Source organism: Pseudomonas sp. (genome assembly GCF_050739775.1).
In the GTDB taxonomy this organism is placed as follows: Bacteria; Pseudomonadota; Gammaproteobacteria; order Pseudomonadales; family Pseudomonadaceae; genus Aquipseudomonas.
The window spans coordinates 22871-45275 of record NZ_JBOICA010000033.1 but is presented as its reverse complement, the minus strand read 5'-3'; the positions used below and the strand labels follow the sequence as shown (position 1 = coordinate 45275).

Sequence of the window (22405 nt, the reverse complement as noted above, 5' to 3'; positions counted from 1 at the left end):
CCCTGCCGCTTTTTTATTGCCCCGCGATCAGTCACGACGATCAAGCAGATTGACTACCAACCGGTCCAGCCAGCCCCACAAACGCTGCTGCAGACGCTTCCACAACGGTCGGGCATGCCAATGGGCAAGGTCAATGCACAGGCTCTGGGCGAAATCGCGCTCGAAACTTGCGGCCACGGCAGCGGTCAGCGACGGATCGAAGGCCTCAACATTGGCCTCAAGGTTGAAGCGCAGGTTCCAGTGATCGAAGTTGCACGAGCCGATGCTGACCCAGTCGTCGACCAACACCATCTTCAAGTGCAAGAAGCACGGCTGATATTCGTAGATTTTCACCCCGGCGCGCATCAGCCTCGGGTAATAACGATGGCCAGCGTAGCGCACCGAAGGGTGATCCGTGCGCGGCCCCGTCAGCAGCAGGCGCACATCGATGCCGTGGAAGGCGGCTCGGCGCAAGGAGCGACGCACCTTCCAGGTCGGTAAAAAGTAGGGAGTGGCCAGCCAGATCCGCCGTTGACCGCTGTTCAGCGCGCGCACCAACGATTGCAGAATATCCCGGTGCTGCCGGGCATCGGCGTAAGCCACACGCCCCATGCCCTCGCCGCTATCGGGCACATGCGGCAAGCGCGACAAGCCGAAATGGGTCGGTGGCCGCCAAGCCGTGCGGCGCAGGTTGGCGCGCCACTGGCGATCGAAGAGCATTTGCCAGTCGGCCACTAGTGGCCCCTGCATTTGCACCATCACCTCGTGCCACTCACTGACGTCTTCATCAGGCACCCAGAACTGATCGGTGACGCCGGTACCGCCAACCACTGCCCAAGTCTGGTCGACCAGCAACAGCTTGCGGTGGTCACGGTACAAGTTGCGAAAACCGCGGCGCCAGCGCAGGCGGTTGTACCAACGCAGCTCGACGCCCGCAGCGATCAGGCGCTGGCGCAGGCTCAAGGTGAAAGCGAGCGATCCATAGTCGTCAAACAGGCAGCGCACCTGCACGCCACGTTCGGCGGCCTGCACCAGCGCCTGGACCATGGCTTCGGCACAGGCGCCCGCCTCCACCAGATACAGCTCCAGATCGACCTGCTGCTCGGCCCGCACGATGGCGGTGAGCATGCGCGGAAAGAACGCGGGGCCGTCGATCAATAACTCGAACCGGTTACCATCTCGCCAGGGGAAGACCGGTCCGGCCATATCAACGCGCCGTGAAGATCAACACCGCGGCCACCGGCACCGACGGGCTGATGGACTTGAGTCCGGCCATCTTGCGCAACGTCTCCAAGCCCGGCACCAGGTCGAAGTCATCAGCACGCAGCATCAAAGGTTCCAGGGTCACCACCTGAAAGCGTCGCTCGTCCAGGCGCGTGGCCAGCAGCAAGGCGCTGTAGCTGTGTTCCTTACCGTGCAGCTTGACGGTCAGCGGCAGCCGGAGCTCGACCTGGGCGCCATTGGCCAGGTCGTTAATCGGCCGCAGATCGATCTGAGCATTGACCTTGGCCTCCGGGAAGCGGGCGAACTCGAACAGATCCTTGCGCATGCGCTCATCGCGTAGCGGCACGCTGCTGCTGTTGGAGTCCATCTCGATCATCAGCTCGGCCGCGCCTTTGCGATCGACCTTGCCGTGCAGCACCAGAAAACGATGGACTTCGGCGGTATCGCCATTTTTGCTGGAAATGAAGGACAGGCGCGAGGACTCGCCATCCAGGTGCCAGTTGGCGTGGGCCGAGAAGCTCACGAGGGCGAGCATGACAAGCAGAAGACGGGGCAGAGAAAACATGGGAAATCCTGTAACACAGAGGCCGTCAACCTTACCCGGCTGCCTTCACGGCAGCAAGCCACAGCCCTCACGCGTACCCTGCCAACGCGCATGGCGCTCAATCCCTAGACCTGCGGCAGTGACTTGGCGGGTTTGCGCATGCTCCTCAAGACGACTCAGGGGTAGGTATTGGCGCACATAAACCTGACAGTAAGGCGCCTCGAAGCCCATGACGAAACGGCAGGAGCAGTACTCCTTGGCCGAATAGGCACTGAGGATGCCCGCAAAATCCGCCAGGGCCTGGCGCTCGTGCCAGGTCCAGGCCCCCACCAGCAGCAACAGCACCAGCAGCAAGCGCTTCATGGTCGCCCCCCGGCCTGTGCCGCCAGTACGCGCTTGAGCAATTCGTTGTGCTGGAACTGCCCATCGCGGTCATCGGCGTAACGCACCACCACCAGTTGTTCGTCGGGCAGTACATACAATGCCTGGCCCCAGTGCCCCAAGGCAGCGAAGGTGTCGGCGGGAGCATCCGGCCAGGGCCGCCCTGTACCGGGCAACGACTGATTGAGCCACCAATGCCCGCCGGGGTTAGCCTCCCCGGGTTGAGTGACAGCCTTGGCAAACAGGGTGCGATTGAACACGACCCAGTCCTTTGCCAGCACCTGCTGCGACTGCCAGCGACCGTCATGCAGCATCAGCAAACCGATGCGCGCCAGATCGCGGGCGCTCATGTACAGATAAGAGGAGCCCACCAGCGTGCCGCTGGGATCACGCTCCCAGACCGCCGAGGTGATACCCAGCGGCGTGAACAAGGCATCCCAGGGATACTGCGCATAACGCTCGGGCCCGACCATCGCCCGCAAGGCCGCCGCCAACAGGTTGCTGTCGCCGCTGGAATAGAGAAAGCGCTGCCCCGGCACAGCCGCCACCGCTCGAGCGGCTGTATAGGCGGCCATATCACCACGTCCTCGGGTGTAAAGCATGGCCACAACCGAGGAATGCAGCGGTGCGTATTCGTAGTCTTCCTGCCAGTCCAGACCGCTGGCCCACTGCAGCAGGTCTTGCAGACGAACCTGGGGATGGGCCTGCATGGGTGGGTAAAAGCGCGCGACCGGGTCATTGAGAGCAAAGCGCGCTTCACTGTGGGCCACGCCCAACACCGTGGCCAGCACGCTCTTGCTGATCGACCAGGTCAGGTGTGGGGTCCGTGCTGTCGTCGGTGCGGCGTAGTGTTCATAAACAATACGCCCCTCCTTGATCACCAACAGGGCATCGGTGCGCACACCTTCACGGCTGTGCTCATCACGCGGGGGAAAAGCGTACGCCTGCACCTGACGCCAGGCTGGGCTGTTGATATCAACCGCCTGCGGCCAGTCTGGAACCGGCCAGTCCTCCTGGCTCAAGGCTGGGGCGCTGGTAAACACCAGGCTGAGCAACAGCCCCAACAGCGCTTTGTTCATGCGACGTCACTCAAGGCCAGGGTTAGCGCAGCCTACCAGCGTTTCATGACAATCCTACGCTGGCCCACGCTTTGGCCAAGCGCTTGGCCCGCGCTGCGCTGGCAATCTCCAACAGCCCCTGGTCGCGCTGCCACAGCGTCGCCCACTCGCCGGGCGTGTTGCTCAACGCCTGATTGACCTCGTCCTTTAGCGCCGAGAACTGGGCAAACAGGCCGCCCAGCAACACATGGCACGCCGCGGAATCGGCACATTGCCGGCTGCCCTCGGCGCATCCACCGAGTAAAGCGATCAGGCGCAACTGCAAGCCCTGGGGCCAGCTGTTGTCCTGACCGACGCCATAGAGCCAGGCGCACAGCGCGCTGAGTACATAAAGGTCTTCAAGGGTACGGAACGGTTTGACGTAAGCATCCCAACCATCACCCGGCAAGAGCTCGCACAGCGCCTGGTCCAGGTGCAGGCAGGCGTGACCGACTTCCGGCATCAGTGGCAGGGCCGGCAACGGCTCCAGACGTACCCCCGGCTCACCGGGATAAACCACCGCCAGACTCAACTGCGGTGTCTCGCCTGCTGCCTCGCTGCGTGTGGCCACCAGCAGCCAGTCGGCATCCAGTCCGGCGGTGACGAAATCCTTGCTGCCAGTCAGACGCAGGTCGTCCAGGCGCACCTGCATGTCAGCCGGACGCACGCTGCGCCGCTCACTGGCGCACAAAGCGCCAAGGCTTGCCGGGGCACTGGGCCAGAGCACACGCAAGGCCGCCTGGTAGCCGACCAGAAAGGCCAGCCCCGGCGTCGGCATGGCCCGCCCGCCGAGTACTGCCAGCTCGAACGGGCTGACCCTTTCCAGGCGCGCCAGCAAGCTGCTGTAGGTATCGACCAGATCGCCTGAAAAGGGCTGTCGGAGAGGGTCGTTGAGTCGTTGTAGCCAGGCCATCGAAGCGCTCCTTGAGGGCTGTCATACAAGCATCACCAAAGGTTCATGGGGGTGACACCGCATCTACCTAGGCTGAGCTTGCACAACAAAGTCGACCGGCCGCAACCCCAAATGGCTGGCTTATGGAGACTCGTAATGACTCGGATCGCTCGCACTAGCGACAACAGCACTGAACGCCGTCTGCAAGCCGAACGCCTGGTCGGGCCAACGGCCCTGCAGGAAGCACAGGCCCTACGTTTCAGCGTGTTCAGTGGTGAATTCAAGGCCAAGCTCAAAGGCGCCGAACTGGGCCTGGACATGGATGACTACGACATTCACTGCCGCCACATCGGTGTACGCGACCTCAATAGCGGTCGCCTGGTCGCCACCACGCGCCTGCTCGACCACCAGGCCGCCAATAGCCTGGGGCGTTTCTACAGTGAAGAAGAATTCAGCCTGCATGGTCTTGGCCACCTGCAAGGGCCAATCCTGGAACTGGGGCGCACCTGCGTCGACCCGGCCTACCGCAATGGCGGCACCATCGCTGTGCTCTGGGCGGAACTGGCCGAAGTGCTCAACGAAGGTCGCTACAGCTACCTGATGGGCTGCGCCAGCATTCCCATGCAGGACGGCGGCGTCCAGGCCCATGCGATCATGCAACGCCTGCGCGAACGCTACCTGTGCACCGAACACCTGCGCGCCGAACCGAAGAACCCGCTGCCTAACCTGGCCCTGCCCGGCAACGTCATCGCCGAAATGCCGCCGCTACTCAAGGCCTACATGCGCCTGGGGGCGAAAATCTGCGGCGAGCCCTGCTGGGATGAGGACTTCCAGGTCGCCGACGTGTTCATCCTGCTCAAGCGCGACGAACTCTGCCCGCGCTACGCCCGCCACTTCAAGGCGGCAGTCTGATGCAGCGCCTGCGCGTCTTCGCACGCGTCCTGCGGGTGCTGCTGGTGGTGATGTTCGGCTTGGGGATGGCGGCACTGTTCAGCCTCTATGAACGTCTGCGCATTCCGGCCTCGGCCGAGCGCCGTCAGCGCTGGTCGCAACTGTTCATGCGCAAGCTGAGCAATGCCCTGCCCTTCAAGGTCCGGGTGGTTGGCCAATTGCCGCAACAGCCCATGCTCTGGGTCAGCAACCATGTGTCCTGGACCGACATTCCCCTGCTGGGCATGCTCACCCCGTTGTCGTTCCTGTCCAAGGCCGAAGTACGCACCTGGCCGGTGGCCGGCTGGCTGGCGCTCAAGGCCGGCACCCTGTTCATCCGGCGTGGCGGCAACGACAGCCAGTTGCTGCGCAAGCAGATCAGCCAGCACCTGCAACAGGCCTGCGCCCTATTGATCTTCCCGGAAGGCACCACCACCAACGGCCGCAGCCTGCGCACCTTCCACGGTCGCCTGCTGGCCAGCGCCATCGATAGCCAGGTGCCGCTGCAGCCGGTGGCCCTGCGTTACCTGCGTGATGGCCAGACCGATACGCTTGCCCCCTTCATCGGTGATGACGACCTGCTCTCGCACCTGATGCGGCTGCTTGCCCATGATTGTGGCGAAGTCGAGGTTCAGCTACTAAAGCCAATCCCCAGTGCTGGTGAAGAACGCGCGGCCCTGGCCTTCAAGGCCCAGCAAGCCATTCAAGTGGCATTGTTTGGCGCCGAGCAGCCTGCCGCTCAGCCGCAACGCCGAGCCAAAGCCGCCTAAGCCTGAGCCCGGGCCTTGCCGGCGAAGGCCTGCAGCTCGGGGTAAAAGCTGCGAAAGTCATCCATCAACGGCGCGTATAGCGCATCGACCAGCTCCAGGGCGCCGTCCATCCCTTCGGGGCGTGACAAGCGCTTGGCGATCCCGCGAAATACCTGTTCCAACACTGCGAAATCACGGTAGGACCCCAACCAGTCATCCGCTGCCATATAGGGCGCGATCTGTGCCAGCCGTCCGGGCAGATCCGGTTGCGCCGCCAGTACCTGATAGACCCTGTCGGTGAACTGCTCCAGGGGCTGCTCGGCATAGTCCCGCCAATGCAGCGCCAGGCAATGGTCAAAAAACACATCGAGGATGATCCCCGCATAACGCCGCCGCTCTCGGGGAAATCGCCCGAGGGAATGGAGCACCAGCGGGTGGCTGTCGGTGAATACATCGATCTGCCGGTGCAGGCGGATCGCTGCTTCCAACGGCAAGGGAAAACGCCCAGCCAACGGCCCTTTGACGAAATCCCCATAGAGACTACCGAGCAATTGCTCGGGTTGTTGGCCGCCCAGGTGAAGGTGTGCGAGGTAGTTCATCCGTGCAGTCTAGCACTAGCCCCGAGCATATCGTTATAACCCGATATAGCGATTTACGCTGAGCTAAGAACACCTTCATATTTGTATATCGCGAAATACCGATTTATATTTCGCTAAATCGCGATATACCGCTACACAACCATGAGCCCAAGCATGCCTCTCGATCTCGACGAAATAATAAAAGCCCTGGCCCACCCAGTACGGCGAGAAATCCTCAACTGGCTGAAAGACCCCGACGTGCAATTCCCTGACCAGCATCACAGCACCGAGCACGGTGTCTGCGCCGGCCAGATCGACCAACGCTGCGGCCTGTCGCAGTCCACGGTCTCGGCCCACCTGGCCACCTTGCAACGCGCGGGCCTGATCAGCAGCCAGAAGATCGGACAGTGGCATTTTTTCAAGCGCAATGAGGAAACCATCCAGGCCTTCCTCAAGCAGATGAGCCAAGAGCTCTGACAAGGACCTTGCAATGCCCCTTTCGCTAATAATCCTGGCGCTCAGCGCCTTCGCCATCGGCACCACCGAATTCGTCATCATGGGCCTGCTGCCCGATGTCGCGGCGGACCTCGGGGTGTCGATTCCCGGTGCCGGCTGGCTGGTCACCGGTTACGCCCTGGGTGTGGCCATTGGTGCGCCGTTCATGGCCCTGGCCACTTCGCGGCTGCCGCGCAAAGCGGCACTGATCGCCCTGATGAGCGTGTTCATCGTCGGTAACCTGCTGTGTGCGCTGGCCAGCGATTACAACCTGCTGATGTTCGCTCGGGTGGTCACCGCCCTGTGTCACGGCGCCTTCTTCGGTATCGGCTCGGTGGTTGCCGCCAGCCTGGTGCCCGCCAATCGCCGTGCCTCGGCGGTGGCCCTGATGTTCACCGGCCTGACCCTGGCCAACGTGCTGGGTGTGCCGCTGGGCACCGCCCTGGGTCAGGAATACGGCTGGCGCTCGACCTTCTGGGCAGTGACGGTGATCGGTGTGATTGCCTTGATTGGCCTGATCCGTTTCCTGCCGTTTCGCCATGACGAGGAAAAACTCGACATGCGCGCCGAACTGGCGGCCCTCAAGGGCGCGGGTATCTGGCTGTCGCTGTCGATGACCGTACTGTTCTCGGCCTCGATGTTTGCCCTGTTCACCTATGTCGCGCCGCTGCTTGGCGATGTCACCGGCGTTTCGCCGCGGGGCGTGACCTGGACCCTGCTGTTGATCGGTGTTGGCCTGACCCTGGGCAACATCGTCGGCGGCAAACTGGCTGACAAGCGCCTGGGCGCCACCCTGGTAGGTGTGTTTGCCAGCATGGCCGTTATTTCTACCGTACTGAGCTGGACCAGCGTTGCCCTGATCCCGGCCGAGATCACCCTGTTCCTCTGGGCCACGGCTGCCTTTGCCGCCGTACCGGCGCTGCAGGTCAACGTGGTGACCTTCGGCAAGGCCGCACCGAACCTGGTGTCGACCCTGAACATCGGTGCCTTCAACCTGGGCAATGCCCTGGGTGCCTGGGTCGGCGGCACCGTAATCGCTCAAGGATTGGGCTTGACCCGTGTACCACTGGCCGCCGCCGCACTGGCCGTGCTGGCCCTGATCGTCACCCTGATCACCTTCAGCCAGAGCGGCAACAAAACCGAACTGGCCCCTGCAACTCCCTGATAAGCCTTGAGGTACCTATGACGACTATTTTCGATCCGATCACCCTCGGTGACCTCGAATTGCCGAACCGCATCATCATGGCCCCACTGACCCGCTGCCGTGCCGATGAAGGCCGGGTTCCCAACGCGTTGATGGCCGAGTACTACGTGCAACGTGCCAGCGCCGGGTTGATTCTCAGCGAAGCCACTTCGGTGACACCGATGGGGGTCGGCTATCCAGACACTCCCGGCATCTGGTCCAACGATCAGGTACGCGGCTGGACCAACGTGACCAAGGCCATCCATGGCGCCGGTGGGCGGATTTTCCTGCAACTGTGGCATGTCGGGCGCATCTCGCACCCGCTCTACCTCAACGGTGAAACCCCAGTAGCGCCGAGTGCGATCCAACCCAAAGGCCACGTCAGCCTGGTGCGTCCGCTGGCCGGCTACCCGACGCCGCGGGCCCTGGAAACTGCGGAAATCGCCGATATCGTCGAGGCATACCGCAGCGGCGCCGAGAACGCCAAGGCCGCCGGTTTTGATGGCGTGGAAGTGCATGCCGCCAACGGCTACCTGCTCGACCAGTTCCTGCAGAGCAGCACCAACCAACGCGCCGACCAGTACGGTGGTTCGCTGGAAAACCGTGCACGACTGCTGTTGGAAGTGACCGATGCGCTGATCGAAGTGTGGGGCGCGCAACGCGTGGGTGTGCACCTGGCGCCACGGGCCGATTCCCATGACATGGGCGACGCCAATCGCGCTGAAACCTTTACCTATGTTGCCCGTGAATTGGGCAAGCGCGGGATTGCCTTCATCTGTTCGCGGGAGCAGGAAGCCGACGACAGCATCGGCCCACTGATCAAAGCAGCTTTCGGCGGTCCGTACATCGTCAACGAGCGCTTCACCAAGGCCAGTGCCAATGCTTCACTGGCCAGCGGCCGGGCAGATGCGGTGGCCTTCGGCGTTCCGTTCATCGCCAACCCGGACCTGCCGGCCCGACTGGCTGCGGATGCCCCCTTGAACGACGCACATCCTGAAACCTTCTATTCCAAGGGTCCGGTGGGTTACATCGACTATCCGCGGCTGTAAAAGCATCGCGGGGCAAGCCCGCACAAGACCTGTGTGCCGGCTTGCCCCGCGATGGGACGCAATCAAGGCCGCGCATTGATCTGCTGCTGCAGATTCTGCACCTGACTCTGCAGGGTATTGAGGCTGCGGGTCATCTGAGCGCGAAAGGCATCAAACTCGGCAACCGACGCCCCTGACGCAGCAGGCAGCGCCGAACGATTCTCCTGCTCGCTCTTGAGCACCAGCAGATCCTGTTCCAGGCGCTCGATGGCAGCACTGGGATTGCCCTGCTTCTTCAGAGCGGCAACGTCACTACCAAGGCTATTGATCTGGGTGTCGAGCTTGCCAGCATCCACCTGAGCCGCTTTCAAGGCAGCCAATTCGCTGTTCACCGCTTTCAACTGGATCTGCAATTCAGCCTGCAGCTTGGCAGTGGTCGCCTGTTGCTCGCTGGCCAGCACCAACACTTGCTCCAGGCGCTTGCCCAAATCGCCCGCCTGCCCGGCAACGCCTTGCTGCTGTTTCCCCTGCTCGGCAAGGTTGGCTTGCAGCTGTTTGATCTGCAGTTTCAAGGCTTCGCTGCCACTGTTGACACTGGACTCACTGGCATCGACCTTGCCACTGATAGCCTGCAGGCGCCCCGCTGCGTCTTCACTGATCCGGGCAAAACTTTCCTGGGTCGCTACCAGTTGCTGCTCCATCAATGACACCTGCTGAAAACTCCACCAGCCAAGGCCAGCCAGGGCGATGAAGGAGGCGCCCAGCAGCGCCCACAAAGGCCCGGTGCTGGCCGCCCGAGGAGCCTTGCGAGCGCCACCGGCAATAGGACCACGGCCCGGCGGCAAGCTGTCAAAGTCATCATCCCGCGTACCGGCACGCAAGGTCGGGACATTGTCGAAATCGTCTTGAGCATCGTTACGCATGGGAGCCTTCAACCGCTGTAATAGCAAATGGTCACTAGTATAAACCGCTTACACGGCGCACTGATCGACCGCAAACCCACTTGCAGGTTCACTGCTGCGGGTCTTGAGCCTTCCACCAGCCACAGAACTCGTCCAGTGCCGTCCATAGGCTGACCGTGGGTCGGTAGTCCAATAGCTGCCGGGCGCGGTTGATGTCCAGGGTGAAATCCTTGCTCATCACCTGCATACCCAAGCGCGACAGGGTCGGCTGTGGGCGCCCTGGCCAGAGCATGCAGGCGCCTTCGTTGAGCGCGGCCAGGCTGTAGGCCAGGCCAAAGGAGCGGTAACGGGTGACTTGCGGCAACTGCATCTGGCGCATCACGTAATTGAACACATCCCACAACGGCAGTGGATGACCGTTACTGATGTTGTAGGCCTGGCCCAGGGCCTGCTCATCGGCGAACAGGGCGCTGAGCAGTGCCTCATTGAGGTTCTGCACACTGGTGAAATCGACCTTGTTCAGGCCGTTGCCGATAATGGCCAGGCGGTGTTTGCGCTGCATTTGCAACAAACGCGGGAAAATGCTGACGTCTCCCGCCCCGGTGACGAAGCGTGGGCGCAAGGCCAGTACCTCCAGGCCGAACTCCTGGGCGCCGAAGACCTTCTGCTCCGCCAGGTACTTGGTGGCCCCATAGTGATCATGGAAGCGCCGCGGTACTTGCTCTTCCTGGATGCCCAGTTGCGAACGACCGTTGAAGTAGATCGACGGTGACGACAGGTGCACCAGGCGCCGCACGTGCTCTTTAAGGCACGCCTCGACCACATTCTCGGTGACCACCACATTGCCCTGGTGGAAATCCTGGTAGCGTCCCCAGTTACCCACAGCCCCAGCGCAATGAACCACGGCATCGACACCCTGACACAGGCGTCGGGCCAATTCCGGGTCGCCAAGGTCGCCGGGGATAAACTGCGCCCCACGCCGCACCAGGTGTTCGACCCCTTCGGCGCGCCGGCCGTTGACCCGAACCTCAAGGCCCTGCTCCAGGGCAAAGCGCGCAAAGCGCCCGCCAATGAAGCCGCTTGCGCCGGTGACCAGAATTCGCATGTAGCACTCCGCCTTACCAATTTTCAGATGCTGCTGACGCTGCCAGAACTTACAAGGGCACCAGCCATTGCCGGGCAGTCTGGCGCAGGTGCTCGGTCAATTGCCCAAGCAGTTGTCCACCATTGCGCCAATGATGCCAGTACAAAGGCACATCGATGGGCTTATCCGCCGAAATTTCTACCAAACGCCCGCTGGCCAATTGCTCTCGCACCTGCAACTCCGGCACCAGCCCCCATCCCAGGCCTGCTTCAGTCATGCGCAGAAAGCCTTCGGAAGATGGACACAGGTGATGCAGGAAGCCATCCTCGCTACCCAGCGAAGCCAGGTAGCGGTGCTGAAGAAAGTCATCCGGCCCGAACACCAGCGCCGGTGTCCGCGGCAACCGCTTGGCATCGAAGCCCTCGGCAAAGTAACGGGCCATGAAGGCTGGGCTGGCCAGAGCGCGGTAACGCATGGCCCCCAACAGTATGCTGCGCGCACCGGCCACGGGACGTTCACTGCCACACAGGCACGCGGCCACCTCCCCCGCACGCATGCGCTTGAGACCCACCTCCTGGTCCTCTACCACCAGGTCCAGCAACACCTGCTGATCGGCGCAAAATGCACCGACCGCCCCCGCCCACCAAGTAGCCAGGCTGTCGGCGTTGAGGGCGATGCGCAAACGTTCGGGCATACCCTCCTCGTCCAGCGCCGGCACCTGGCTTTGCAGGTCGCGCTCGAGCAGCCGCACCTGCTGGACATGGTTGAGCAAGCGTCGGCCGACATCCGTCGGGCTGGGCGGACTGGCGCGAATCAGCACCGGTTGTCCGACCCGCGCTTCGAGCAACTTGATGCGTTGGGAAATCGCCGACTGAGACAACCCCAACACCTGCGCTGCACGCTCAAAACCGGCCTGCTCGATGACCGCCGCGAGGGCAGAAAGCAGTTTGTAATCGAACATTGCTTTTCCTAATGCCAGATCAGGTTTATTTGTTTTTCTTATACAGACCGACACCCCAAAATGGCCAGCATCTTCTTTGGTTTTCTGCGCCAGCGTCCTGCCGGTGCCTGTGGAGCGTCCCCTATGTGGCAAAGCTACCTGAACGGCCTGTTGGTCGCCTTCGGCCTGATCATGGCGATCGGTACCCAAAATGCATTCGTCCTGGCGCAAAGCCTGCGCCGTGAACATCATTTGCCGGTGGCCGCGCTCTGTGTGTTCTGCGATGCCCTGCTGGTCGCGGCCGGGGTGTTCGGCCTGGCCACGCTGCTGGCACAGAACCCGACGTTACTGGCTGTGGCGCGTTGGGGTGGCGCAGTGTTCCTGATCTGGTACGGCAGCAAGGCCTTGTTGCGCGCCTGTTCGCAGCAAAGTCTGCAACAGGGCGAAGGCCAAGGTTTACGCTCGCGCCGGGCGGTGCTGCTCAGCGCCCTGGCGGTGACGCTGCTCAACCCCCATGTATATCTGGACACCGTGTTGCTGATCGGCTCCCTGGGCGCCCAGCAGACCGTTCCCGGCGCCTACGTGGCAGGGGCAGCCAGTGCCTCGCTGCTGTGGTTCTTTACCCTCGCCCTGGGCGCCGCCTGGCTTGCGCCCTGGCTGGCACGCCCCGGCACCTGGCGCCTGTTGGACCTGATGGTGGCAGTGATGATGTTCGCCGTGGCGGCCCAGTTGGTCTTTAGCTAAACGCCACTCGTCTGTCGGCAGCGAGGCCTCTGTAACCTCTTTCCCGTACACTTGTTGCGTGGTTAAGCGCAGGGCCGGGTGCTATGATCCAGCCCTTGCGTCGCAAAGAGTACAAACTCCCCGACGCACACCGGCCGCCCGTGATCGGCCTTGCGCTCACCGCAACAGACCTGATTAGGAGAATCACCATGGCTTTTGAATTGCCGCCGCTGCCTTATGCCCACGACGCCCTGCAGCCGCACATTTCCAAGGAAACCTTGGAGTACCACCACGACAAGCACCACAACACCTATGTCGTGAACCTGAACAACCTGGTGCCAGGCACCGAGTTTGAAGGCAAAACCCTGGAAGAGATCGTCAAATCCTCCTCGGGCGGTATCTTCAACAACGCCGCTCAGGTCTGGAACCACACCTTCTACTGGAACTGCATGGCGCCAAACGCCGGCGGCCAACCTACCGGTGCTCTGGCTGATGCCATCAACGCTGCGTTCGGTTCCTTCGACAAGTTCAAGGAAGAGTTCACCAAGACCTCCATCGGCACCTTCGGTTCCGGCTGGGGCTGGCTGGTGAAAAAGGCTGACGGTTCCCTGGCCCTGGCCAGCACCATCGGCGCCGGCTGCCCGCTGACCAGCGGCGACACTCCGTTGCTGACCTGCGACGTCTGGGAACACGCTTACTACATCGATTACCGCAACCTGCGTCCAAAGTACGTCGAGGCATTCTGGAACCTGGTCAACTGGAAGTTCGTTGCCGAGCAGTTCGAAGGCAAGACCTTCACCGCTTAAGCGAATACCATGACGAAAAAACCCGGCTTGTCCGGGTTTTTTTTCGCCTGCGTCACGGTGCCTGGCTCTTGCCCCAAGCGGATACCGCGCTAACATCAAACCTTGGGAAGTTCACTTCCAGCATTAAAGTCGCAAGGCCGGGCAACCGATACAGTGATAGCAGCAATACCATCACCCCAAGGGTGGGGTATGTTCTGCCAACGGCCGATAGTGGATTGCCAAGAATGATGGCAAAATGATGCCATGCGCATGGATTAAGGAAACCCCATTGAAGCTGGAACTCAAGAACAGCTTATCGGTCAAGTTGCTCAGGGTCGTACTGCTCTCGGCACTGGTGGTCGGTGTCGTTCTCAGTTGTGCGCAGATCGTCTTCGATGTCTACAAGACTCGTCAGGCAGTGGCCAGTGACGCCCAGCGAATCCTCGACATGTTCCGTGACCCTTCCACCCAGGCGGTCTATAGCCTGGACAAGGAAATGGGCATGCAGGTCATGGAAGGGTTGTTCCAGGACGAGTCGGTGCGCATGGCCTCCATCGGCCATCCCAATGAAACCATGCTCGCAGAAAAGTCCCGGCCGTTGCAGGAGTCGGCGACACGCTGGTTGACCGACCTGATCCTCGGTCAGGAGCGCACCTTCACCACGCAGTTGGTCGGCCGTGGTCCCTACAGCGAATATTATGGTGACCTGAGCATCACCCTTGACACGGCGTCCTATGGCAAAGGTTTCCTGGTCAATTCGGTGATCATCTTTATTTCCGGGGTGCTGCGCGCCTTGGCCATGGGCCTGGTGCTGTACCTGGTCTATCACTGGATGTTGACCAAGCCGCTGTCGAAGATCATCGAGCATCTCACCCAGATCAATCCCGATCGCCCCAGCCAGCACAAGCTGCCGTTGATCAAAGGCCACGAACGCAACGAGCTGGGGCTGTGGGTCAATACCGCCAACCAGCTGCTCGCCTCGATCGAGCGCAATACGCACTTGCGTCACGAGGCCGAAAACAGCCTGCTGCGCATGGCCCAGTACGACTTCCTTACCGGCCTGCCCAATCGCCAGCAACTGCAACAGCAACTGGACAAGATCCTGGTCGACGCCGGTCGCCTGCAACGCCGGGTCGCGGTGCTGTGCGTCGGCCTTGACGACTTCAAAGGTATCAACGAGCAGTTCAGCTACCAGGCCGGCGACCAGTTGCTGCTGGCCCTGGCCGATCGCCTGCGTGCCCACAGTGGCCGGCTCGGCGCCCTGGCGCGCCTGGGCGGCGATCAGTTCGCCCTGGTGCAGGCCGATATCGAACAGCCTTACGAAGCAGCGGAACTGGCCCAGAGCATTCTCGATGACCTGGAGGCGCCCTTCGCCCTCGATCACCAGGAAATCCGCCTGCGTGCTACCATCGGCATCACCTTGTTCCCCGAAGACGGCGACAGCACCGAGAAGCTACTGCAAAAGGCCGAGCAGACCATGACCCTGGCCAAGACCCGCTCGCGCAACCGCTACCAGTTCTACATTGCCAGCGTCGACAGCGAAATGCGCCGCCGCGAGCTGGAAAAGGACCTGCGCGAAGCGCTGCCACGCAATCAGCTGTACCTGGTCTACCAACCGCAGATCAGCTACCGCGATCATCGCGTGGTCGGTGTCGAGGCGCTGCTACGCTGGCAGCATCCGGAACTGGGTATGGTCCCGCCGGACCAGTTCATCCCCCTGGCCGAGCAGAACGGCAACATCATCACCATCGGCGAATGGGTTCTCGACCAGGCGTGTCGGCAGTTGCGCGAATGGCATGACCAGGGTTTCAGCGAATTGCGCATGGCGGTCAACCTGTCGACCGTGCAACTGCACCACAACGAACTGCCGCGCGTGGTCAACAACCTGTTGCAGATCTACCGCCTGCCGCCGCGCAGCCTGGAGCTGGAAGTTACCGAAACCGGCCTGATGGAAGACATCAGTACCGCCGCCCAGCACCTGTTGAGCCTGCGCCGCTCTGGCGCGCTGATTGCCATCGACGACTTCGGCACCGGCTATTCCTCGCTCAGCTACCTGAAATCACTGCCGTTGGACAAGATCAAGATCGACAAAAGCTTCGTCCAGGACCTGTTCGATGACGACGACGATGCCACCATCGTTCGCGCCATCATCCAGCTAGGCAAGAGCCTGGGCATGCAGGTGATCGCCGAGGGCGTGGAGACCGCAGAACAGGAGGCCTACATCATTGCCCAAGGATGCCATGAGGGCCAGGGCTACCACTACAGCAAACCCCTGCCAGCCCGGGAGCTGACTGTCTTTCTCAAGCAGGCCCAGCGCAACCAGGTTTCAATTCTCTAAACCCCTGAAGACATTGAACGAACAGGCAGAAGCACGCACTTGAATATTTACGTGACTGCCTCTTTACAGAAAATGCAAATCTTTCGCATTATGTTGCAGCTTTGCGTACCCCGGTACGCCTGTCCAACCTCTCGACGCAGGAATTCACCATGATTCGTATGCCTCTGGCCACCGCCAGCCTGTTGGCCATTGCCATCTCTCTCGCCGGTTGCGGCGACGACAAGGACAAGGCCGCCGCACCGCAAGCCCAGGCCCCGGCTGCCAGCACAGCAGCCCCGGCTGCGGCAGGCGCCGTCGACGAGGCGGCCGCCAAGGCCGTGGTCAAGCATTACGCCGACATGGTCCACGCCGTCTACAGCGACTCGCTGAGCACCGCCAAGACCCTGCAGACTGCCATCGACACTTTCCTCGCCACCCCCAACAATGAAACCCTGAAGGCCGCCAAGGCCGCCTGGGTCGCCGCTCGCGTTCCTTACCTGCAGAGCGAAGTGTTCCGCTTCGGCAACACCATCGTCGACGACTGGGAAGGTCAAGTAAACGCCTGGCCGCTGGATGAAGGCCTGATCGACTACGTCGACGCCAGCTACGAGCATGCCCTGGGCAACCCGGGCGCTTCGGCCAATATCATCGCCAACACCGAAATCCAGGTCGGCGAAGACAAGATCGACGTCAAGCAAATCACCCCGGAAAAACTCGCCAGCCTGAATGAACTGGGCGGTTCCGAAGCCAACGTCGCCACCGGCTACCACGCCATCGAGTTCCTCCTCTGGGGCCAGGACCTCAACGGCACCGGCCCGGGTGCTGGCGCCCGTCCAGCCTCTGACTACCTGGAAGGCAAAGGTGCCACTGGCGGTCACAACGAACGTCGCCGCGCCTACCTCAAGGCTGTGACCCAGTTGCTGGTCAAAGACCTGGAAGAGATGGTCGGCAACTGGGCACCCAACGTCGCCACCAACTACCGCGCCACCCTTGAAGCAGAACCTGTGACCGACGGCCTGCGCAAGATGCTGTTCGGCATGGGCAGCCTGTCGCTGGGTGAACTGGCGGGTGAGCGCATGAAGGTTTCCCTGGAAGCCAACTCGCCTGAAGACGAGCACGATTGCTTTAGCGACAACACCCACTACTCACACTTCTACGACGCCAAGGGCATCCGCAACGTCTACCTGGGCGAGTACATCCGCGCCGACGGCAGCAAGCTGAGCGGCCCGAGCCTGTCGTCGCTGGTAGCCAAGATCGATCCAGCCACCGACGCGACTCTCAAGGCCGACCTTGAGACCACCGAAGCGAAGATCCAGGTCATTGTCGACCATGCGCTCAAGGGCGAGCACTACGACCAGCTGATCGCTGCCGATAACACTGCCGGCAACCAGATCGTGCGTGACGCCATCGCTTCCTTGGTCAAGCAGACCGGTGCGATCGAACAGGCAGCAGGCAAGCTGGGCATCTCCAACCTGAACCCTGACACCGCCGATCACGAATTCTGATTCAGCGGCTGGGCCAGAAAAGGCGACCTTCGGGTCGCCTTTTTTATGCCCCGCGATAGGCAGCTTAAGCACAGATTTCATCAAGCAAACGCAAATCCCTCTTATTCCATGATCCTGAGCCTGCTAAGCTTGCACGCCGTTTTTTGCTCAAGCTCAGGATTCTTGATGTCTTCGTTGCTGCTCCGTCTCAGCCCTCTGCTTCTGGCCACGGCCCTGGTCGCCTGTGACGACGCCCCGCGTTTCACCCAGGCCGAACCGGGTGAAGCCTTCGCTGGCGGCAAGACGACAGTCAACAAGCGCGACCAGAATGCCTACTCCATGCCCTCGGCCAACCTCGCGCCGAGCCGGCGCCTGGATTTCAGTGTCGGCAACAGCTTCTTTCGCAACCCTTGGGTGATCGCCCCGGCAACCACGACGGCGCGCGATGGTCTGGGACCGTTGTTCAACACCAACGCCTGCCAGAACTGCCATATCAAGGATGGTCGTGGCCATCCGCCCGGCCCTGCCGCCAAGCATGCCGTGTCGATGATCGTACGCCTGTCGATTCCTGATCAGCCGCACTTCGCCAACGTCATCGAGCAACTGGGCGTCGTGCCCGAGCCGGTCTATGGCGGCCAGTTTCAGGACATGGCCGTACCAGGCGTTACTCCTGAAGGAAAAGTACGGGTCGAGTACACGCCGCTGTCGGTGAAGTTCAAGGACGGCAGCAGCGTCAAGCTGCGCCAGCCAACGCTGCAGATCAGCCAGCTCGGTTACGGCCCGATGCATCCCGATACCCGCTTTTCCGCCCGGGTCGCCCCGCCGATGATCGGCCTGGGCCTGCTCGAAGCCATACCCGAAGCCACGATTCTGGCCAATGCCGATCCCGACGATCGCAATGGCGACGGTATCCGTGGCCGGCCCAACCAGGTCTGGGACGATGCCTTGGGCAAAACCGTCCTCGGCCGTTTCGGCTGGAAAGCAGGACAACCGAACATCAATCAGCAGAACGTGCACGCGTTCTCTGGTGACATGGGCCTGACTTCCACCCTGCGGCCCATGGACGACTGCACCCCGGCACAAGTCGATTGCCTGAAGGCGCCCAATGGCAACGGCGCCAATGGCGAGCAAGAAGTCAGCGACAATATTGCGCGCCTGGTGCTGTTCTACACCCGCAATCTGGCGGTACCGGTCCGCCAGGACGTCGACTCGCCCCAGGTGCTGGCCGGCAAGAACCTGTTTCATCAGGCCGGCTGCCAAAGCTGCCACACCCCAAGCTTCACCACCGCCGCCGATGCCGCCGAACCGGAGTTGGCCAATCAGCTCATCCGTCCCTACAGCGACCTGTTGTTGCACGATATGGGCCCGGGTCTGGCTGACAACCGCACCGAGTTCGCCGCCAGTGGCCAGGACTGGCGCACCCCGCCGCTGTGGGGCATCGGCCTGACCCAGACCGTCAGTGGCCATACCGAGTTTCTTCATGATGGCCGCGCCCGCAACCTGCTCGAAGCCGTGCTGTGGCATGGTGGCGAAGCCGAAGCGGCCAAGCAGCACGTCTTGACCTTCAATGCCGAGCAACGCGCCGCGTTGTTGGCGTTCCTGAATTCACTTTAAGAGAAAGGAGCCGGGCATGTTCCGTCCTAAACTGTTGTTCACCAGCCTCGCCGCTTTCGCCCTGGGTGCCTGTTCGCCACAGGATCCACAGGCAGTGACCTCCGCTGCCATCGCCAAGCAGGTGATTCTGCCGACCTACAGCCGCTGGGTCGAAGCCGACCGCCAACTGGCCGTCAGCGCCCTGGCCTACTGCGAAGGCAAGGCTGACCTGGCCACTGCCCGCGCCGATTTCCTCCACGCGCAAAAAGCCTGGGCTGAACTGCAACCGCTGTTGATCGGCCCGCTGGCTGAAGGCAACCGCGCCTGGCAGGTACAGTTCTGGCCGGACAAGAAGAACCTGGTCGGTCGTCAGGTCGAGCAACTGCTCAGCGCTGACAAGCCGATCGATGCCGCCAGCCTGGCCAAATCCAGCGTGGTGGTACGCGGCCTGTCGGCCTACGAGTACATCCTCTTCGACAGCAAGCCAGACGTCGCCAGCGCCGAACAGAAGGCCCGTTACTGCCCGCTGCTGGTGGCCATCGGCGAACACCAGAAAGCCCTGGCCGAAGAGATCCTCAAAGGCTGGAACAACACCGATGGCATGCTCGCGCAGATGAGCAAGTTCCCCAACCAGCGCTACGCCGACTCCCATGAGGCCATCGCTGATCTGCTGCGCGCCCAGGTCACCGCTCTGGACACCCTGAAGAAAAAGCTCGGCGCGCCCATGGGCCGCCTGAGCAAGGGTATCCCGCAACCGCTGCAGGCTGAGGCCTGGCGCAGCCATTCCTCGCTGAAAAGCCTGGAAGCCAGCCTGAGCGCTGCGCAAACCGTCTGGGTCGGGGTCGGCAACCAGGGCCTGCGCGGCCTGCTGGGCAAAGATCAGAAAACCCTGGCCGACAAGGTCGACGCGGCGTACGCCAACGCCCTGAAATTGCTCAGCGCCAACCCGAAACCGCTGGGCGAACTGCTCGACGACGAAGTCGGCCGCCAGCAACTCAATGCAATCTACGACAGCCTCAACGTCGTCCACCGCCTGCACGAAGGCGAGCTGGCCAAGGCGCTGGGCATTCAGCTGGGCTTCAATGCCAACGACGGTGACTGATCATGTTGCGACGCCAGGCTCTCAAACTCGGTAGCGTCCTGCTCAGCGCCCTCACCCTGGGCGGCTGGACCCTGTTTCGCGGCAAGGACAGCAGCCCCCTGCTGCTTTCGGCGCGGGACGACAGCGACGGTAAACACTATGCCGTCGGCTATCGCCTGGACGGCACCCAGGTGTTCGCCACCGAAGTGGCCCAGCGTTGCCACGACATCATCAACCACCCCGAGCAGCCGATTGCGCTGTTCGTCGCCCGCCGCCCCGGCACCGAGAGCTACCTGATCGACTTGCGCAATGGTCGTTTGCTACAGACCATCGCCTCGCAGCCGAACCGGCACTTCTATGGTCATGCAGTGATCCACAGAAGCGGTGAATGGCTGTACGCCACCGAGAACGACACCACCGATCCTGGCCGTGGCGTCCTCGGCGTCTATCGCTTTGACGGCGAACGCCTGAACCATAGCGGCGAAATTTCCACCCACGGTATCGGCCCGCACCAGGTGTCGTGGATGCCCGATGGCGAAACCCTGGTGGTGGCCAATGGCGGCATTCGCACCGAAGCCGAAAGCCGGGTGGAGATGAACCTCGACGCCATGCAGCCGAGTCTGGTGCTGATGCAGCGCGATGGCACCCTGCTGAGCAAGGAAGTGTTGCCGCAGCAGATGAACAGCGTGCGCCACCTGGCGATTGCCAGCGATGGCACCATCGTCGCTGGCCAGCAGTTCATGGGCACTGGTGAGGAAACCGCCGAGCTGTTGGCGATCAAGCGGCCCGGGCAAGCCTTCCAGGCCTTTGCAGTGCCTGAGCAACAGTTGCAGTCGATGGCCAACTACACCGCCAGCGTGGCCATTCATAGCGAGTTGCGCCTGGTCGCCCTGACGGCCCCGCGCGCCAACCGTCTGTTCATCTGGGACCTGGACACTGCACAAGTGCGCCTGGATGCACCGATGCCTGACTGCGCCGGGGTCGGAGCGGTGGCCGATGGCTTTGTCGTCACCTCCGGCCAGGGCCGCTGCCGACTCTATGATTGCCGCAACAGCGAGTTGATCGGCCAACCCCTGCAACTGCCCTCCGGGCTTTGGGACAATCACCTGCACCTGGCCTGACCTGCCTCAGCTGAAAATAGCCTGGAACACAGGGTTCCCTGTCCCGGTCAAACGAGTAATATTCGGCTACATCGCACGTGGGCAGGAACGCCCGTAGTCGTGCCAAGCGAACAAAGAATCGTCTCCAAGGAACTGGACTATGCTGCGCCGCCGCATGCTGATCATGTTAGGTGTTGTCCTGCTGCTCGTGCTGATTCTGGGAGGCTACAAGGCGTTCTCCATTTATCAGCAGGTGCAGCTGTTCTCGGTCCCCAAGCCACCGATCAGCGTGGCGGCGACCGAGTCCAGTGAGCGCGCCTGGCAAAATCGCCTGCCCGCGGTCGGCAGCCTCACGGCCCTGCAAGGCATCGACCTGAGCCTGGAAATCGCCGGCACGGTCAAGACCCTGCAGTTCGAATCCGGGCAGAAGGTCAGCAAGGGCCAACCCCTGCTGCAACTGGACAGCGACGTGGAAACCGCGTTACTTGGCACCGCCCTGGCCGACCTCGGCCTGGCCCAGGTGGACTTCAATCGCGGCAGCCAACTGGTCGGTAGCCAGGCGATTTCCCGCGGCGAGTTCGACCGCCTGAGCGCTCAGTACAAACGCAACAAGGCTGTGGTCGATCAGCTCAAGGCCGCCCTGGCCAAGAAAAGCATCAACGCCCCCTTCAGCGGCACTATCGGCATCCGCCAGGTAGACATCGGCGACTACCTGGCCAGCGGCACGGTGATCGCCACCCTGCAGGACTTGAGCAGCCTGTATGTCGACTTCTATGTCGCCGAACAGGCGATCCCCAAGCTGAGCATCGGCCAGCAGGTGCTGGTCAGTGTGGCGGCCTATCCGCAACAAACCTTTCCCGGCACCATCAGTGCCATCAACCCCAAGGTTGAAGACAGCACCCGCAACGTACAAGTACGCGCCACCCTGGCCAACCCTGAAGGTAAGCTGCTGCCCGGAATGTTCAGCAGTTTGCAAATTTTGTTGCCCGACCCTCAGCCACAGGTCGTGGTGCCGGAAAGCGCCGTGACCTACACCCTCTACGGCAACTCGGTGTATGTGGCCGTGGCGAAAAAGGCCGAAGACGGCCAGGTGCAGAAAAACCCAGAGGGCCAGCCGCAGCTGATCGCCGAACGCCGTTTTGTCGAAACCGGTGAGCGCCGCGATGGCCTGGTGGTGGTGATCAAGGGCCTTCAGGCCGGCGAGCAGGTAGTTACCGCCGGCCAGCTGAAACTGACCCAAGGTGCGTCGATCACCATCAGCCCGGACAAGACCCTGCAACCGCCATCGAACACCCAGCAGTCGCGCGCCAACTGAT

General features: G+C 62.0%; 22 protein-coding genes. 13 read left to right on the top strand and 9 right to left on the bottom strand.

The window, feature by feature from the left end:
- Nucleotides 1-27 precede the first annotated feature (27 nt).
- The 5 genes from ACRESH_RS17845 to ACRESH_RS17825 are packed head-to-tail and all read right to left on the bottom strand — an operon-like array spanning nt 28 to nt 4138.
- On the bottom strand, nt 28-1185 hold the full coding sequence (locus ACRESH_RS17845) for a phospholipase D-like domain-containing protein (RefSeq protein WP_431743221.1): 1158 nt from the start codon (nt 1183-1185) through the stop codon (nt 28-30).
- A 1-nt stretch (nt 1186) separates the two neighbouring features.
- Nucleotides 1187-1768 (bottom strand): YceI family protein, encoded by a 582-nt coding sequence (locus tag ACRESH_RS17840; protein ID WP_431743220.1) that lies wholly within the window; start codon nt 1766-1768, stop codon nt 1187-1189.
- A 45-nt stretch (nt 1769-1813) separates the two neighbouring features.
- Nucleotides 1814-2110, bottom strand: coding sequence for an amidase (locus ACRESH_RS17835; protein WP_431743219.1), 297 nt, complete (start codon nt 2108-2110; stop codon nt 1814-1816).
- Nucleotides 2107-3207, bottom strand: coding sequence for a serine hydrolase domain-containing protein (locus ACRESH_RS17830; protein WP_431743218.1), 1101 nt, complete (start codon nt 3205-3207; stop codon nt 2107-2109). Before ACRESH_RS17830 ends, ACRESH_RS17835 begins: the two co-directional genes overlap by 4 nt.
- A 43-nt stretch (nt 3208-3250) precedes the next feature.
- Nucleotides 3251-4138, bottom strand: a complete 888-nt coding sequence (locus ACRESH_RS17825; RefSeq protein ID WP_431743217.1) for an acyl-CoA dehydrogenase — start codon at nt 4136-4138, stop codon at nt 3251-3253.
- 135 nt (nt 4139-4273) lie between these two features.
- On the opposite strand from ACRESH_RS17825, the gene olsB reads away from it, so the two are divergent.
- Nucleotides 4274-5029, top strand: coding sequence for an L-ornithine N(alpha)-acyltransferase (gene olsB / locus ACRESH_RS17820; RefSeq protein WP_431743216.1), 756 nt, complete (start codon nt 4274-4276; stop codon nt 5027-5029).
- Nucleotides 5029-5817 carry a lysophospholipid acyltransferase family protein gene (locus ACRESH_RS17815; RefSeq protein ID WP_431743215.1) on the top strand — a complete coding sequence of 263 codons (789 nt, stop codon included), beginning with the start codon at nt 5029-5031 and terminating at the stop codon, nt 5815-5817. The genes olsB and ACRESH_RS17815 overlap by 1 nt, the downstream gene beginning before the upstream one ends.
- Here the strand turns inward: ACRESH_RS17815 and ACRESH_RS17810 are convergent.
- Nucleotides 5814-6395 (bottom strand): ACP phosphodiesterase, encoded by a 582-nt coding sequence (locus tag ACRESH_RS17810; RefSeq protein WP_431743214.1) that lies wholly within the window; start codon nt 6393-6395, stop codon nt 5814-5816. The genes ACRESH_RS17815 and ACRESH_RS17810 overlap by 4 nt on opposite strands.
- A 153-nt stretch (nt 6396-6548) precedes the next feature.
- Here ACRESH_RS17810 and ACRESH_RS17805 point away from each other — a divergent pair, with 153 nt between their 5' ends.
- The 3 genes from ACRESH_RS17805 to ACRESH_RS17795 are packed head-to-tail and all read left to right on the top strand — an operon-like array spanning nt 6549 to nt 9101.
- Nucleotides 6549-6851 carry an ArsR/SmtB family transcription factor gene (locus tag ACRESH_RS17805; protein WP_038607345.1) on the top strand — a complete coding sequence of 101 codons (303 nt, stop codon included), beginning with the start codon at nt 6549-6551 and terminating at the stop codon, nt 6849-6851.
- A gap of 13 nt (nt 6852-6864) precedes the next feature.
- On the top strand, nt 6865-8034 hold the full coding sequence (locus tag ACRESH_RS17800; protein ID WP_431743213.1) for an MFS transporter: 1170 nt from the start codon (nt 6865-6867) through the stop codon (nt 8032-8034).
- Between the two features lie 17 nt (nt 8035-8051).
- Nucleotides 8052-9101 carry an alkene reductase gene (locus ACRESH_RS17795; RefSeq protein ID WP_431743212.1) on the top strand — a complete coding sequence of 350 codons (1050 nt, stop codon included), beginning with the start codon at nt 8052-8054 and terminating at the stop codon, nt 9099-9101.
- Nucleotides 9102-9163: 62 nt separating this feature from the next.
- Here the strand turns inward: ACRESH_RS17795 and ACRESH_RS17790 are convergent, their stop codons facing one another.
- From ACRESH_RS17790 to ACRESH_RS17780, 3 genes are all read right to left on the bottom strand, one after another.
- The gene (locus ACRESH_RS17790) at nt 9164-10003 is read right to left on the bottom strand and encodes an ATPase (protein WP_431743211.1); all 840 of its coding nucleotides are present in this window, start codon (nt 10001-10003) and stop codon (nt 9164-9166) included.
- 88 nt (nt 10004-10091) lie between these two features.
- Nucleotides 10092-11087, bottom strand: coding sequence for an NAD-dependent epimerase/dehydratase family protein (locus ACRESH_RS17785; protein WP_431743210.1), 996 nt, complete (start codon nt 11085-11087; stop codon nt 10092-10094).
- A gap of 49 nt (nt 11088-11136) precedes the next feature.
- Nucleotides 11137-12027, bottom strand: coding sequence for a LysR family transcriptional regulator ArgP (locus ACRESH_RS17780; protein ID WP_431743209.1), 891 nt, complete (start codon nt 12025-12027; stop codon nt 11137-11139).
- A 123-nt stretch (nt 12028-12150) separates the two neighbouring features.
- On the opposite strand from ACRESH_RS17780, the gene ACRESH_RS17775 reads away from it, so the two are divergent.
- The 8 genes from ACRESH_RS17775 (at nt 12151) to ACRESH_RS17740 (ending at nt 22404) form a co-directional block, all read left to right on the top strand.
- Entirely contained in the window at nt 12151-12750 is a 600-nt protein-coding gene (locus ACRESH_RS17775; RefSeq protein WP_431743235.1) for a LysE/ArgO family amino acid transporter, read from the top strand.
- A gap of 188 nt (nt 12751-12938) precedes the next feature.
- Nucleotides 12939-13535 (top strand): superoxide dismutase, encoded by a 597-nt coding sequence (locus ACRESH_RS17770; protein ID WP_431743208.1) that lies wholly within the window; start codon nt 12939-12941, stop codon nt 13533-13535.
- A 268-nt stretch (nt 13536-13803) separates the two neighbouring features.
- A complete protein-coding gene (locus ACRESH_RS17765; RefSeq protein WP_431743207.1) occupies nt 13804-15852 on the top strand; it encodes a putative bifunctional diguanylate cyclase/phosphodiesterase in 2049 nt (682 codons plus the stop codon).
- 149 nt (nt 15853-16001) lie between these two features.
- On the top strand, nt 16002-17336 hold the full coding sequence (locus ACRESH_RS17760; protein ID WP_431743206.1) for an imelysin family protein: 1335 nt from the start codon (nt 16002-16004) through the stop codon (nt 17334-17336).
- A gap of 165 nt (nt 17337-17501) precedes the next feature.
- The gene (locus tag ACRESH_RS17755) at nt 17502-18929 is read left to right on the top strand and encodes a di-heme oxidoredictase family protein (RefSeq protein WP_431743205.1); all 1428 of its coding nucleotides are present in this window, start codon (nt 17502-17504) and stop codon (nt 18927-18929) included.
- 16 nt (nt 18930-18945) lie between these two features.
- On the top strand, nt 18946-20010 hold the full coding sequence (locus ACRESH_RS17750; protein ID WP_431743204.1) for an imelysin family protein: 1065 nt from the start codon (nt 18946-18948) through the stop codon (nt 20008-20010).
- A gap of 2 nt (nt 20011-20012) precedes the next feature.
- A complete protein-coding gene (locus ACRESH_RS17745; protein WP_431743203.1) occupies nt 20013-21110 on the top strand; it encodes a DUF1513 domain-containing protein in 1098 nt (365 codons plus the stop codon).
- 139 nt (nt 21111-21249) lie between these two features.
- Nucleotides 21250-22404, top strand: coding sequence for an efflux RND transporter periplasmic adaptor subunit (locus ACRESH_RS17740; protein WP_431743202.1), 1155 nt, complete (start codon nt 21250-21252; stop codon nt 22402-22404).
- The last annotated feature ends 1 nt before the right edge of the window (nt 22405 follow it).

Bases quoted from the DNA above. Each gene is read 5' to 3' on its own strand.
- ACRESH_RS17845 (WP_431743221.1), bottom strand. From the start codon at position 1,185: ATGGCCGGACCGGTCTTCCCCTGGCGAGATGGTAACCGGTTCGAGTTA.
- ACRESH_RS17840 (WP_431743220.1), bottom strand. From the start codon at position 1,768: ATGTTTTCTCTGCCCCGTCTTCTGCTTGTCATGCTCGCCCTCGTGAGC.
- ACRESH_RS17835 (WP_431743219.1), bottom strand. From the start codon at position 2,110: ATGAAGCGCTTGCTGCTGGTGCTGTTGCTGCTGGTGGGGGCCTGGACC.
- ACRESH_RS17830 (WP_431743218.1), bottom strand. From the start codon at position 3,207: ATGAACAAAGCGCTGTTGGGGCTGTTGCTCAGCCTGGTGTTTACCAGC.
- ACRESH_RS17825 (WP_431743217.1), bottom strand. From the start codon at position 4,138: ATGGCCTGGCTACAACGACTCAACGACCCTCTCCGACAGCCCTTTTCA.
- olsB (WP_431743216.1), top strand. From the start codon at position 4,274: ATGACTCGGATCGCTCGCACTAGCGACAACAGCACTGAACGCCGTCTG.
- ACRESH_RS17815 (WP_431743215.1), top strand. From the start codon at position 5,029: ATGCAGCGCCTGCGCGTCTTCGCACGCGTCCTGCGGGTGCTGCTGGTG.
- ACRESH_RS17810 (WP_431743214.1), bottom strand. From the start codon at position 6,395: ATGAACTACCTCGCACACCTTCACCTGGGCGGCCAACAACCCGAGCAA.
- ACRESH_RS17805 (WP_038607345.1), top strand. From the start codon at position 6,549: ATGCCTCTCGATCTCGACGAAATAATAAAAGCCCTGGCCCACCCAGTA.
- ACRESH_RS17800 (WP_431743213.1), top strand. From the start codon at position 6,865: ATGCCCCTTTCGCTAATAATCCTGGCGCTCAGCGCCTTCGCCATCGGC.
- ACRESH_RS17795 (WP_431743212.1), top strand. From the start codon at position 8,052: ATGACGACTATTTTCGATCCGATCACCCTCGGTGACCTCGAATTGCCG.
- ACRESH_RS17790 (WP_431743211.1), bottom strand. From the start codon at position 10,003: ATGCGTAACGATGCTCAAGACGATTTCGACAATGTCCCGACCTTGCGT.
- ACRESH_RS17785 (WP_431743210.1), bottom strand. From the start codon at position 11,087: ATGCGAATTCTGGTCACCGGCGCAAGCGGCTTCATTGGCGGGCGCTTT.
- ACRESH_RS17780 (WP_431743209.1), bottom strand. From the start codon at position 12,027: ATGTTCGATTACAAACTGCTTTCTGCCCTCGCGGCGGTCATCGAGCAG.
- ACRESH_RS17775 (WP_431743235.1), top strand. From the start codon at position 12,151: ATGTGGCAAAGCTACCTGAACGGCCTGTTGGTCGCCTTCGGCCTGATC.
- ACRESH_RS17770 (WP_431743208.1), top strand. From the start codon at position 12,939: ATGGCTTTTGAATTGCCGCCGCTGCCTTATGCCCACGACGCCCTGCAG.
- ACRESH_RS17760 (WP_431743206.1), top strand. From the start codon at position 16,002: ATGATTCGTATGCCTCTGGCCACCGCCAGCCTGTTGGCCATTGCCATC.
- ACRESH_RS17755 (WP_431743205.1), top strand. From the start codon at position 17,502: ATGTCTTCGTTGCTGCTCCGTCTCAGCCCTCTGCTTCTGGCCACGGCC.
- ACRESH_RS17750 (WP_431743204.1), top strand. From the start codon at position 18,946: ATGTTCCGTCCTAAACTGTTGTTCACCAGCCTCGCCGCTTTCGCCCTG.
- ACRESH_RS17745 (WP_431743203.1), top strand. From the start codon at position 20,013: ATGTTGCGACGCCAGGCTCTCAAACTCGGTAGCGTCCTGCTCAGCGCC.
- ACRESH_RS17740 (WP_431743202.1), top strand. From the start codon at position 21,250: ATGCTGCGCCGCCGCATGCTGATCATGTTAGGTGTTGTCCTGCTGCTC.